The sequence below is a fragment of the Bdellovibrio bacteriovorus genome (assembly GCF_025558485.1).
Taxonomy (GTDB): Bacteria; Bdellovibrionota; Bdellovibrionia; order Bdellovibrionales; family Bdellovibrionaceae; genus Bdellovibrio; species Bdellovibrio bacteriovorus_G.
Window position 1 is genome coordinate 1509418 of sequence record NZ_CP102930.1, and the last position, 12536, is coordinate 1521953.

Annotated in this window: 13 protein-coding genes; 7 read left to right on the plus strand and 6 right to left on the minus strand. The window is 48.5% G+C overall.

Annotation, left to right across the window (positions count from 1 at the left end):
• Positions 1 to 117 precede the first annotated feature (117 nt).
• The 4 genes from EZJ49_RS07595 (at position 118) to EZJ49_RS07610 (ending at position 3823) form a co-directional block, all read left to right on the plus strand.
• Complete coding sequence (locus EZJ49_RS07595) at positions 118 to 795, plus strand: tetratricopeptide repeat protein (RefSeq protein ID WP_262555646.1); 678 nt, start codon at positions 118 to 120, stop codon at positions 793 to 795.
• Complete coding sequence (locus EZJ49_RS07600) at positions 779 to 2752, plus strand: BatD family protein (protein WP_262555648.1); 1974 nt, start codon at positions 779 to 781, stop codon at positions 2750 to 2752. The genes EZJ49_RS07595 and EZJ49_RS07600 overlap by 17 nt, the downstream gene beginning before the upstream one ends.
• Positions 2753 to 2756: 4 nt before the next feature.
• Positions 2757 to 3233, plus strand: a complete 477-nt coding sequence (locus EZJ49_RS07605; RefSeq protein WP_262555650.1) for a hypothetical protein — start codon at positions 2757 to 2759, stop codon at positions 3231 to 3233.
• A 143-nt stretch (positions 3234 to 3376) separates the two neighbouring features.
• Positions 3377 to 3823, plus strand: coding sequence for a pseudoazurin (locus EZJ49_RS07610; RefSeq protein ID WP_262555651.1), 447 nt, complete (start codon positions 3377 to 3379; stop codon positions 3821 to 3823).
• 54 nt (positions 3824 to 3877) lie between these two features.
• Here the strand turns inward: EZJ49_RS07610 and EZJ49_RS07615 are convergent, their stop codons facing one another.
• Positions 3878 to 4414, minus strand: coding sequence for a hypothetical protein (locus EZJ49_RS07615; protein ID WP_262555652.1), 537 nt, complete (start codon positions 4412 to 4414; stop codon positions 3878 to 3880).
• Positions 4415 to 4537: 123 nt separating this feature from the next.
• Between EZJ49_RS07615 and EZJ49_RS07620 the strand changes: the two genes are divergently transcribed.
• Complete coding sequence (locus tag EZJ49_RS07620; protein WP_262555654.1) at positions 4538 to 4798, plus strand: peptide methionine sulfoxide reductase; 261 nt, start codon at positions 4538 to 4540, stop codon at positions 4796 to 4798.
• Positions 4799 to 4924: 126 nt separating this feature from the next.
• Positions 4925 to 5251 carry a hypothetical protein gene (locus EZJ49_RS07625; RefSeq protein WP_262555657.1) on the plus strand — a complete coding sequence of 109 codons (327 nt, stop codon included), beginning with the start codon at positions 4925 to 4927 and terminating at the stop codon, positions 5249 to 5251.
• 3 nt (positions 5252 to 5254) lie between these two features.
• On the opposite strand, the gene EZJ49_RS07630 is transcribed toward EZJ49_RS07625, so the two are convergent.
• Positions 5255 to 5566, minus strand: a complete 312-nt coding sequence (locus EZJ49_RS07630; RefSeq protein WP_262555658.1) for a helix-turn-helix domain-containing protein — start codon at positions 5564 to 5566, stop codon at positions 5255 to 5257.
• A 142-nt stretch (positions 5567 to 5708) separates the two neighbouring features.
• Positions 5709 to 6161, minus strand: a complete 453-nt coding sequence (locus EZJ49_RS07635; RefSeq protein WP_262555660.1) for a Sir2 family NAD-dependent protein deacetylase — start codon at positions 6159 to 6161, stop codon at positions 5709 to 5711.
• An 84-nt stretch (positions 6162 to 6245) separates the two neighbouring features.
• Between EZJ49_RS07635 and EZJ49_RS07640 the strand changes: the two genes are divergently transcribed.
• Positions 6246 to 8504: an aconitate hydratase gene (locus EZJ49_RS07640; RefSeq protein WP_262555662.1), complete on the plus strand. Its 2259-nt coding sequence runs from the start codon at positions 6246 to 6248 to the stop codon at positions 8502 to 8504.
• A 77-nt stretch (positions 8505 to 8581) separates the two neighbouring features.
• Here EZJ49_RS07640 and EZJ49_RS07645 read toward each other — a convergent pair whose 3' ends face one another.
• The 3 genes from EZJ49_RS07645 to EZJ49_RS07655 all read right to left on the minus strand — a co-directional run bounded on the left by EZJ49_RS07645 (position 8582) and on the right by EZJ49_RS07655 (position 12478).
• Positions 8582 to 10828 carry a hypothetical protein gene (locus EZJ49_RS07645; protein ID WP_262555663.1) on the minus strand — a complete coding sequence of 749 codons (2247 nt, stop codon included), beginning with the start codon at positions 10826 to 10828 and terminating at the stop codon, positions 8582 to 8584.
• Between the two features lie 320 nt (positions 10829 to 11148).
• Positions 11149 to 11916 (minus strand): substrate-binding periplasmic protein, encoded by a 768-nt coding sequence (locus tag EZJ49_RS07650; protein ID WP_262555665.1) that lies wholly within the window; start codon positions 11914 to 11916, stop codon positions 11149 to 11151.
• A gap of 67 nt (positions 11917 to 11983) precedes the next feature.
• The gene (locus EZJ49_RS07655) at positions 11984 to 12478 is read right to left on the minus strand and encodes a hypothetical protein (RefSeq protein WP_262555666.1); all 495 of its coding nucleotides are present in this window, start codon (positions 12476 to 12478) and stop codon (positions 11984 to 11986) included.
• Positions 12479 to 12536 lie beyond the last annotated feature (58 nt).

Here is a 12536-nt window from a genome sequence, read left to right on the forward strand (position 1 = left end):
GTTAATATGTTTTATTGTGGCTCGCTGTGGAACTTGCTTCGAGCAAGAACCACAGCCAAGGCTTTGTGTATGGGCTTTGTGTTGGCATCAATAGGATGTGGGCCGGGGCGGCCTCATTTGAAGACGTTGGAGTTGAATCGTGAGGCTAATAATGCTCTTACGGCGCAGACTTATCCGGCGGCGATGGAGAAGTATCTGCAGGCTTTACGGTATGATCCGTTTATTGGGCAGTTGCATTTGAATTTGGGTTTGAGTTTCGAAGGGCAGCAGCAGGCTGAAAAGGCTTTGCAGTCTTATAAGGAAGCCGAAAAACTGGCATTGCTGGATAAGAACTTCCCGTTGGTGTTTATGGCGCGCTTTAATCAGGCGCAGCTTTTGGGGAAATCCAAACAGGTGGATGAGGCTTTGGCAGCTTATCAAAAGGCGCTGGAAATCATTCCTTCTTCCAATGAAGTTAAAACCAATATCGAATTGTTGATTCAGCAGCAAAAAGGTCAAGGTGGCGGTGAAGGTCAACAGAACCAGCCACAACAGGGTGACCAGCAGAAAAATCAGGATCAGCAAAATCAAGACGGCAAGGATCAGAAAGATCAAAAGGATCAGGAAAAAGACCCCCAAGAGGGCAAGCAGAAGCAACAGTCGCAAAAATACAAGCCTCGTCCGTTTAACGGTAAAGAGCTGTCTGAAGCTGATGTGAAAAAAATCCTGGGCGAGCTGAAGCAGCAGGAAGAAAAGATCCGTGCCGAGTACAATCGCAAAGATGTGAAGGAGCAGCCTCGTGACAAAGACTGGTAATTTCCTGTTCTTTCTGAGTTTTATTTTCTTTGGGCTTTTTGCTCAGGCAGCAGGGACCACTGTGACCTCCACAGTTGATCGCAATGAGATGGGCTTGGGGGATACTTTTACTTTCAGCGTGGTGGTTGTTACCACGGACGATGTGAATATTCAGGACCCGCGTTTACCGGATCTGGATGGATTTGATCTTTTACAGAGCTGGCCGTCCACGGCTGTGGCTCAAAAACTGGTGGAAACTCCTTCTGGAATGCAGTTCCAAACCCAGCGTCGCCGGGAGTTTCATTATCAGATGGCCCCGAAAAAAACCGGAACTTTAAGCGTGGGATCTTTCGAGGTCGTGGTCGACGGTAAAGTCCACCGTACCCAGCCTGTTGTGATTAAAGTTGGTAACGATGCCCAGGGCAATGTACCGAAACCACCGAAGCGTCCAACCATGCCGGGTTTTGATGATCCGTTTGAAGAAATGGATCGCGCTGAACAGGAAATTTTTGATCAGTTGTTGCGCAATCGTATGCGCGGCGCTTTGGGTGGTGGGCAGCAGGCTCAGGAAGACCAGTATAACGGTTATCCGACAGCTTCAAATCTGCCGGAAGCGGCTTTCCGCAGTTTGCCAACCAATCCCAACGAAGCCTTCTTTATTTCTGTGGAAGTTGATAAAGCAGAAGTCTTTGAGGGCGAACAAGTGACGGTGAATTGGTACATCTACACGCGCGGTCAGATGGAAACCCTGGATCGTCTGAAGTTCCCAAGTCTGAAAGGTTTCTGGAAAGAGATCATCGAGGAAGTTCCTTCCATTCAGTTTATGGAGGAAATCGTCAATGGTGTGCCTTGGAAAAAAGCTCTGTTGGCGTCTCATGCTCTTTTTCCGATCAAGCCCGGAACGGCGACGATTGATGAATACAAAATCAAATCCCGCGTTCGCTTGCCAGCTCAAGGATTTGGTTTTTACGGGAAGCCTTATGAGTACACCAAAAGCTCTGCACGCGTGCCTATCAAAGTAAAACCTTTGCCATTGGAAGGGCGTCCGGCGGACTTTACCGGTGCCGTGGGGCAGTTTGAATTCCACGCTTCTGTGGAAAGCCCCAATGTGCTGGTCAATCAGCCCTTCAGTCTGAAGATTCGCTTTGAGGGGGCGGGCAACGCCAAGATGATTGATCTTCCGGCTTTGAATCTGCCGACCGGGTTGGAGCAATACGACAGCAAGTCTGAATCCAAGTTCTTTAAAAACGGCAGAAGCTATAAAGAGTTTGAGGTCATGGTGATCCCACGTCAGGAAGGCCAGATGGTCATCCCGGGCTTAAGTGTCAGCATGTTTGATCCACAAACCAGCAAGTACTACAGCCGTTCCACCGAACCAATTACACTTCAGGTGTCGAACAATCCCAACGCTCCAGTCGGGGCGTCTTCCCGGATGGCTGATACGAAAAAACAAACTCCAGCTAAGGTGGAAAACCGTCTGCCAGATCCGTTGATGCAGTGGCAGCCAGCCGCAGAAGCCAGTGTCCTTTATCGCCCCTGGTTCTGGGCGGTGCTATATTCTGTGGCGTCTGCTGTGTTGCTGGTCAAAGCTCAGCGTGAGTTCGGTTGGGGCCGTCGTCGTCGCAGCTTGAAAGAGCTGGTGCAAAAACGCTTTAAGGTCGTTGATGGTGCCTATGCCAAGAACGACTATCGCAAGGTTGGCGTTGAAATGACAAACACGTTCTACACCGTGCTGGGGGAAATTTCCGGCAGTGGTGGGGCAGCACTTGAAATCGAACGCCTGTTGGAAATGATCCCGCCAAGCATTCGCCGTGACCACGGTGACGCTGTTGCCAAGAGCTTTGAGTTCTTCCAAACCCTGAGTTTTGCTCCGGAAGAAATGCTTGGCAAAATGAAAGAAAAAGATACGATGAGGACACAGGTCGATCAGGCGAAAAAAGTTCTAAACTCTGTAGTGTCGGCCGTCGAGGAGAAATAGTCTTATGAAAACATTTGTATTGGTATCAGCATTGCTTTTGTCAGTTCAACTTCAGGCTCAAGCCCCCGCTGTGGAGCCTGCTCCGGCAACGGGTCAGGCAGAAATGCCAGAACCCATGATCACACTGACCCCAGGCAAGACTGATGTTAAACTAAAAAGTGCCCATCACACGAACAAAGATCTGGCGATGGCTGAACTGAAAAAATGTTATGACCAGACGGTGGCAGAGGCTGCCGCACAGAATTTGTCCATCCCGGTTGGAAAAGTGGTGGTGGATTTCAGTTTTGATTCAGAAGGCACAGTGACGCAATTCCAGTTTAAGGAAAATCGTGTTCGTCCTGCATCTGCGGCTTTGAATGGCTGTATTGAAACCTCGATTCGCCAGACGAAATTTGAAAAATTGCAGAATCAGAAAAAGGGCAAAGTAGTAAATGTATTTTACCCTTATATCTTTGAGAATAAAAAAAGCGTGAAGCAATAGTTTGTTGCACCCCTTGCGACGTAACTGAAAACCGAATGAAACAGAATTGAAAAAAGCGCTCTCACTTAGAGCGCTTTTTTCGTCTCTTTTGACTATTTGAGTTTGCAGGAGTGAAATCGGGCCAAGAAAGAAAAGAGGCTCGTATGAAAAAGTATTTTGTTCTCTCTGCAACTCTTCTGAGTCTGGCCTTCGCTGCAAGCATGGCTGAAGCAGCCACTCACGAAGTAAAAATGCTGAACAACGGAAAAGACGGAATCATGGTTTTTGAACCCGGTTTCCTGAAGGTCAATAAAGGCGACACCATCAAGTTCGTGCCTACAGATCCGGCGCACGATGTGTCTTCTGTGACAATCCCCAAAGGCGCAAAACCTTTTAAGGGCGCTATCGGTAAAGCGGTGACCACGAAAGTCACTGAAGAGGGCGTGTACGTTTATGAATGTAAAGCCCACATTGCCATGGCGATGGTCGGTGTGATTCAGGTGGGGAATCCGGTGAATATGGCTGAAGTGAAAACCGGCTCTCAGGATCTGTCAAAGCAGTTCCTGATGCATAAAGACCGTCTGGATAAATATTTGGCTCAGGTAAAATAAGAACGCCAGGATAACGATATAAAAAGGGTCAGATATCCGGCCCTTTTTATGTTTTTATCGCTTATAAAATGGCAGGCGCTCAAACTTTTTGTGGCGTTGAAAAGGGGACTTTCCGCTGCCTTCCTGTGAAGACGTGCCAATATAGAAAAGTTCCATACCGTCTTTGGCTTCAGTTTTAAAAATCGAATAAGTTTTATCCCCCACGTTCGGGGCTTTGTATTCATCGCATAGATAGCCGGAAACAATTTTCTTTTCCCCGCGTCTCCAGTCCGTATAGTCGCAGTAGTGAACCATGTTTAAAGCCTCGGCGACCTCTTCCGTCAGGGGAGTGTAAGAGGACTCTGTCACTGTCATATCGACATTTCCGCCTTCGGTGCGCACGCCGTACTGGATTTCAAATGCCAGATAGGATTGTTGGCAGGCGTCTTCCTCGTAAGCAATATGAGTCAGAATCCATTGGTCGGTCTGAATTTGCAGGTGTGTGGTCAGAACATCCCCATCATCGCTGTAGCAGGGACGGTCGTAATAAGTCACAGCTTGTTGTGGAGCCGCGAAAGCTAGTTGTGTCAGGACAAATAAAAGTTGAATCATGCCTCTAGACTATCGAACAGAAGCAGAATGCCAAGAACAAATTAGCGCTGTTTTGCTTAGTGGCAAATAGACAGAGGCGGCGGGCGAGGCCGAAAATAGAGGCTCGCACCAAGGAGGTTTCCTATGACACCGGATTATTCTCCCTTTCGCCATTTGAATGACATCGGTGGGGAAGAGATCGAAGGTCTTTTTGTGGATGGCAAAACCGGGGAGCCCATATTGATTCGTGCCCAAGGGGATTACTGGATGAATCCGTTTGCGCTGCGTTTTGTTCCCGTCAAAGATCTGAAACACGAAGGCTATCAGGACTATCTCGAACTTTTTCATCGTGAGCAGCCCCATCTGAAGGGTAGCGAAAACGAAGCCGGAGCGCCGGGGTATTGAGCGAAGTGCCAGGCTGATATTCTCAATGCATTTTCGATTTCTGTGCTGAAGGCAAATCAGGTTGTGAAAAGCCAGAGCAGACATTAAGGTCCGCTGGCTTTAATAATCCTGAAGGAGGAAATGAAAATGCGCATTCTATTGGCAGCATTGACTATGGTGGTTTCTTCAGCAGCTTTTGCTGAAGGGGATCTTTGCACAAAATGGGCTCACAGTGATCGTTATATCGCGGCGATCAAAGCTGTGGCCGCTCAAGAGGACTTCACTTTTGAAGAGCTTTGCACCTTGCCGAAAGTTCTGGATATCGAGGCGCAGCCTTCCCGCGTGATCACTGTCAAAGGTGAGGTGATCCCTCACGTTCGCATCCAGTTGCACATGGCCTACGAAAGCTGCCTGTACATGGTTCGCGACGCCGACAAGGTCATCACTTCCAGCCGCTGCTATTCTGGCTGGTAGTCGTTAAGCGCTTTCGAGTTTTACGTTATACTTAAATCCGTCAGCGTAAAGGGCATCCCGAATGGCCAGGGTAATAAGGGCCATTTCGGGGTAGCCCATTTTTTTTGCAATTTTTGCGGCCCGGCCCGGTGTGGGGATACGTCGTCCTTTTTCCAGGTCGCAAAGGCTTTGCACAGACATACCCAGTTTTTTTGCAAACTGTGTCTGTGATAACTCGTCCGTGGTTCTCCATGAAGTCAACAGTTTGGCAACAGACAGACGGCCCCATTTTGATTCCATCATCTCCAGAGCATCAGTTCTTTTTTTAGTATTCATGTTTATGAACCTCTTTGATCCATGAGGTTTTTACGTCATTTTGACGTAAATTTCAAGTTACAGGGAAGTTATTGCAGAGGGGATACCACAACAAGAACTGATATTGAGGGGACGGGGGGTAGGCTTGAAAACGGGGCTCGGATTATTCCAGGAACTCCGTGATAAACCGAGGAACCTCCGTGGATGCCGGGCCGATAAAGTGCTTGTCGAACGCGGGGGAGATCTCGGTGTCTTTGAGATTGATTTCTATTTTCTTCGCTTTCCACGCCAGCCTTACGAATCCGGCTGCGGGATAGACGTTGCCACTTGTTCCTATCGAAACAAAATAATCGGCCTTGTCCAGAGCTTCATAGATTTCTTCCATATGGTGGGGCATTTCCCCGAACCAGACGATGTCGGGGCGAACTCCGCCGCGGCGCCCACAATGAGGGCAGGGTTCCTCCACGGCCAGATCCGAAAGCCATTCAAAATGTTCATCCTCAATTCGGTGGTCTTCCCAAAGGCCATTTTGGTCCCGGAAGGTGCGAATCCCGCTTTCAGCCGAGATTCCAGCGCCTGTGAGGATCACTATATTCTTAAAAAGCCTTAAGTCCATTATGCCTCGCGCAACGTGCCGGATTCGTTGAGATTTCAACTGATTTTCATTAGGATGGGGCGTTCTTCAAAGAAAGGCAATACAATGGCTTCCAAAATCGAAACTACGCCTGAAATGGCGCAGAACGTTTACAAGAAGACAGCTGAAAGATTGGCTGTTGTTCGCAATCGCTTGAACCGCCCTTTGACTTTGGCGGAGAAAATTTTGTTCGGTCACTTGGACGACCCACAAAATCAAGAATTGGTTCGTGGTGAAAGCTTCCTGCTTTTGAGACCGGACCGCGTGGCAATGCAAGATGCAACGGCGCAAATGGCTTTGTTGCAATTCATGCTTGCAGGTAAAGATGAAGCTGCTGTTCCTTCCACTGTACACTGCGATCACTTGATCCAGGCGTACAAAGGTAAAGATGCTGATATGACAGCATCCAACATGTCCAACAAAGAAGTTTTCGACTTCCTGGCAACAACTTCTTCCCGTTACAACATCGGCTTCTGGAGACCAGGCGCAGGTATCATTCACCAAGTTATTCTGGAAAACTACGCGTTCCCAGGTGGGTTGATGATCGGTACAGATTCTCACACTCCGAATGCGGGTGGTTTGGGTATGTGTGCTGTGGGTGTCGGCGGTTCTGACGCTTCTGACGTGATGGTGGGCCTGCCTTGGGAAGTTAAAAATCCTAAGCTGATCGGTGTTCACTTGAAAGGCAAGCTGACTGGCTGGGCGTCTGCAAAAGACGTGATCCTGAAACTTTGCGGAATGCTGACTGTTAAAGGTGGAACTGACAAGATCGTTGAGTACTTCGGTGAAGGCACAACTTCCATTTCCTGCACAGGTAAAGCAACTATCACAAACATGGGTGCGGAACTGGGCGCGACTTGCTCTGTGTTCCCTTACGATGATCGCATGGCGGCTTACTTGAAATCCACAGGTCGTGACGAACTTTCCAAAGTGGCTGACGGTCACAAGGAACTTTTGGCTGCGGATGCTGACGTTGTGGCAAACCCTGGCAAGTACTTCGACGAAGTTTACGAAATCGATTTGTCTGCTTTGGAACCTCATCTGGTGGGTCCTCACTCTCCGGACATTGCTCGCCCAATCTCTGCTTTGAAAAAAGAAGCGGCGGAAAAAGGTTACACAATCAAGATTTCCTCTGCGTTGATTGGTTCTTGCACGAACTCTTCTTATGAAGACATCGGTCGTGCGGCATTCGTGGCAAAACAAGCCATGGATATCGGTGTGAAAATGAATCAGCCGTTCCTGGTTTCCCCGGGTTCCACTCAGATCCAAAAAACCATCGAGCGCGATGGTCAGATGGCGACCTTCAACGAAGTGGGCGCGACTGTGTTGGCAAATGCCTGCGGTCCTTGTATCGGTCAATGGAAGCGTGATGACATTAAGACTGGAGAGAAGAACACTATCGTGACTTCCTTCAACCGTAACTTCCGTGCACGTAACGATGCGAATCCTGAAACTTTGGCATTCATCGGTTCCCCTGAAATTGTGATGGCGTTGGGTCTGGCTGGTCGTTTGGACTTCAACCCGGCAACAGACGAACTTGAAGGACCAAAAGGCAAAGTGAAGTTGCAGGCTCCAGTGGCTCCGGAACTTCCTGCTAAAGGTTTCATCCCTGACACTGAAGGTTACCAAAAACCAGCGGGTGCAGCAGCTCAAGTGGCGGTCAGCCCAACTTCCGAGCGTTTGCAGCTTTTGGCTCCATTCACTAAATGGGATGGTAAGGACTTCGTTGATAATTTGGTTCTTGCGAAAGCAAAAGGCAAATGCACGACAGATCATATCTCTCCGGGTGGTAAATGGTTGAACTACCGTGGTCACTTGGACAACATTTCTAACAACATGTTGTTGGGGGCGGATAACGCGTTCACAGGTGAAATCGGTAAAGGTAAAAATCTTCTGACGGGTGAAACAGCAGAATTCGCTCAGGTGGCTCGTGCTTACCAAAAGGCGAACAAAGGCTGGGTTATCATCGGGGATGAAAACTATGGTGAAGGTTCTTCCCGTGAACACGCGGCAATGTGCCCAAGATTCCTGGGTGCCACTGCGGTTGTCACGAAGTCTTTTGCTCGTATCCACGAAACCAACTTGAAAAAACAAGGTGTTCTGGCTTTGACGTTCGTAAATCCAAAAGATTACGACAAAATCCAGGAAGAAGATCATGTTTCATTGGTAGATCTGAAAGATCTTGCTCCAGGCAAACCAGTGAAAATGAACATCAAACACAAAGATGGTTCCACTGAATCCATCGAGTTGAAACACACTTACAACGCAGAACAATTGAAATGGTTCCGCGCGGGCAGTGCGCTGAACCTGATCCGTGGTCTTTAATTAGATCCTGAATAGTTCAAAAACAAAAAAGCCCCGGTGCAAAACGCCGGGGCTTTTTCTTTTTAAGAAATCAAAAATTACGGAATGGTTTCGTCCAGCAGGAAGTTGTCGGCGGTCATCGGTTTCCAGCCTTGTTTCATGGCCTCTTCATACTTACTGCCAGTATAAACACCGGTGTTGTTGTCCATATAACCATAGAAATCCTGAGTCACGTCACCGCACGGAGCTGCCGTTGGCGGAGTCGCACTGGAAACCTTGCGGTACACCAGACTGAGGGCGATGGCCGTGCGAGGACCTTGATAGTATTCCAGTCGGGCCGGTTTTTTCGAGCTGGCATCCATATAGATCGCTGAGGTGGAACAAGCCATCTTGGTGGAATGATTCAAGTCATTGTCGATGACCTGCTTGAACGAAGCTGTTTTGCTGTCAGCGATATAAAGTTTGGAACCGTCATCCGACAGCAGGGCAAACTGATAGTAGCCAGCCGTGTCTGTGGATTTTAATTTCATGATCGTATTCATGCGCAGCGCGAACCATTCCACCAGTTTGCTGCCACCGTCAGACGCTTTCTTTTTCACCAAATCGCCGTCCGTTGTCGGGAAGCCGTTAGAGAAAGTGCGGGTCGGCACGAAGATCTGTGACATATAAAGAATCACATTCGCATCGGTGCCTTTTTCAAAATAATCTTTCAATTGCGTCCAGCCACCGCCTTCGCCAGCGTAATAATAAATGCTGCCTTTCCAGCCCTGACGGCAGGAAATGGCACTGGTCGAGAACGGATCACAGACAATTTTCTTGGCCACAAAGGCGAGGGCTTTTGTCGCAACATTCCCCGCGGCATCTGTGGCGGTGACGGTCAAGGTATGATCACCCGGCAAAAGATTTTTAAACACCAGTGAGGTCCGAGAATGGCAGTTGCTAATGGATTCTGAAGCCGTGCCCATTTTACGAACACAGCTTGATGATTTCATGCCGGATAAAGTGTCTTTGATCGAGAACGGAGAGAATGTCGCCTGCTTCTGATCTTCAGACATTTTCGGCGCCGAAACAGTAATCACCGGAGCTGTCACATCAACAGCGAAATCATAAAGTGGTGCCACTTTGATGGCACCGGCAGTCGTATAGGCGGCAACGCGCGCTTTATAAGCAGTACCGTTCACCAATGTACATTGTGATGAGGTAAACGCATAAGAGGTGGCTGAGCTTGCCACCTCAGGGCAGACCACGGCAGAACCTGCGGCATTCAAAATTGCCACACGATAACCGCTGGCGCCCGGGGATGCTGACCAATGAACCGTGGGTTGCAAAACAGATCCAAGATATTTGTCTTTGATCGTGTCCTGACCGCCAGTCAAACCCAGAATGGAAAAGTCATTTGTGCTGGAGGCCTGACTTTTCCAGGTGTAAGTCAACGGTGCTGACATATTGCCCACCTGATCGATGGCCTGAACCGTGAAAGTGTGATTTCCTTCCAGCAAGCCGGAATAAGAAGCCGGGGAAGAGCAGGCTTTCAAAGCGGCTCTGTCCAGGGCGCAGCGGGTTTGCGCAATGCCCGTGCCTTGGCCATCGTCAGCGGCGAATTCAAAAACAGCGTGGCTGGATGCTGCGTTGGCTGCGGGCTTGGAAGTGATACTGACAACCGGATCTGTCGTATCGACAATCCAGGAATGTTCGACGATTTCAGAGCGGTTGCCCGCACGATCCACCGCACGAATCTGGAAGCGTTTTTCTCCGTCCGGTAAGGACGTCAGGTCTTTGACACTGTCGCAGGAAGTGAATTTCCCGGTGCCAACAACCTGACATTCATAATAGTCCAAACCGCTCAGGTCATCATTGATACGCATTGAAAAGCGGGCTTCATTGGAAGCGCTTAAACTGTCCGGTTTTTGGTTTAGGATCACCACGGGGGCGATATCATCGTGAGTGATAGAGGCTGAATAACAATCAGAATCCATTTCAGACAGACGGGTTTTTTTCTGGAACTTTGCATAGACGAAGTTAAGGGCGTTCAGACTTTTTAGATCCCAGGGCTTTGTTGCAGAGATCGTCTGCCAGGTTCCACCGGTTTTACAGCTGGAATCATCTGTCAGATAAACATGCGTGGCTTCCACGGCATTGATTTTAACCTGAACAGTGCTGTTGGAGGTAAAAGGATTTCCGTCATTCAGAGTGATGGAGGCCTCACCCAGACCGCGAACCTGGCTGGCCAGCTCATCGGAAGAGGTTTCAAAGTTCACATTCTGTGGGGCGCAGTTTTGATAGACGGTGACCGTGGTAAAAAGAAAAGCCAGTGTAAGACCGGATCTGATCATTTTTGATTTCATGTTGTTTCCCCACCCATTGACTGTCAGGATGCTATTGCAATGCTTAAACCAATCTTTGGTGCTTTTCGGCAGAACTGAAAAGACAGTAAATAAAATAGTGGAATCAAATGCTTAGAATGTTCCATGGGGATGTGCTGCCGACAAGCGGAGGAGTCAATGTTCTAAGCAGAATGTTTCATGGAAATCTCTGGAATTTCAGCCAGGCTGCAATCTAAGAGATCTGATGTGTCAGTTTTTTATTGAGACTGATTTTTCCCCGTACGGTTGTAAATCCTGACATGAAAAAAAGATGAACACGCCCAATGTATCAAAGTGAAACGTCAGGGGTTGCGTGGAGCCCCATCAAACAGATGGACTTTGTATTTTTCAGCAATGCTTTCCAGAAAGCGATTCTTGCGCATTTCCAGCAGGTGGCCTTCCAGACGTGAAAACTGCGTCTGATTAAAGCGCTTTTTTGAGAAGGCCATATAGTAGCTGACGGATTCCCCCAGATTGGGAACTTCCAGCAATTGACTGCGGGTGCGTTGAATCCAGGTCTGGGCTACATCGCGATTCAGATAGGCCAGGGGGTAGGCCTTGTTTTGCAGTTTTCTTAAGGACACAAAGACAGTGGTTTCGGGTTGTATGGTGAAGCCCTTGTCTGAAAACTCATGGATTTTTTGCAGACTGACCTCGGTCATCGAAGGGCTGAAAACGCCGACCTTCATACCCTTTAAGTCGGGATAGCCTTTGATCTTTTTGACATAGTTTTCAGCGCCAAAGAAAGAATAGCGCGTGGAAAAAACCGGGCTCATAAAGAAAACTGTTTCCCGTTGCGGGGAGGCTGAGATCGGGCAGCCAATATCCGCTTTTCCCTCTTTCAGCATAGCCAGAAATTGTCTTAACGGAGCCACTTTGAATTTGCAGTGAACCTGTTCCATTTGGCAAAGGCGCTGGATGATTTCGTAGCACGCCCCCTGAACTCCGGAAGTGCCGGATTTAAAATAGAAAGGTTCATAGTCCTGACCGACAATCGTCATGGACGGAGCCGCAAAAGAGATTGAGCCAGTAAAGAAGGCTGCGAATAGGAAAGAGATTGCTCTGCTCATACCATAAGATTAACCCTGCCGGGTGGATTCTCTATAATGGCATGGCAGTCCGGTGTGTAAAAACAGATCAGAATTTGAAAAAGTTCGGAAACAGCTTTGGACCAAAATAGAGCCAGCCGTAAAAAGCCATTGAATTGAACAAGATCGCCAAGAGCAATCTTTTACGGCTGACAGATCCTAATGGGCGCTCTTGTCGAAGCACGCGGTAACCTAAAACCATCGAGTAGAAGTTACAGATCAAAGGAACAAAGACACACCCCAGGATGGCATTCCACAAGGCTTTTTTTGCCAGGGCTTCGGTATCAACTTCGGAAACGGTGACAATTTGAATGCGTGGTTGTTCACGACTTTCCAGAAGCTGAGAGGCCTCCATGTATTCGTGTTCGGGAATTTCCAGAGTCAGCTTTCCCAAGAGCTGCTCAAAGTGAGGAGCCACGCCACGAGTTTGTTCGTCTTTCACGCGAGGGTGCAGCCCTTGCGCCATCAAAAAGGAACGAACCACTTGTGCTTCGGAAAAATCTGCACAATCCATCAAAAAGACGTAATTTTTGTGATCACTCATGGAAACAGCTTACGCGCTTTGCCGGGAGCTGTATAGAAGGATCTGGCAGCGGATTGCC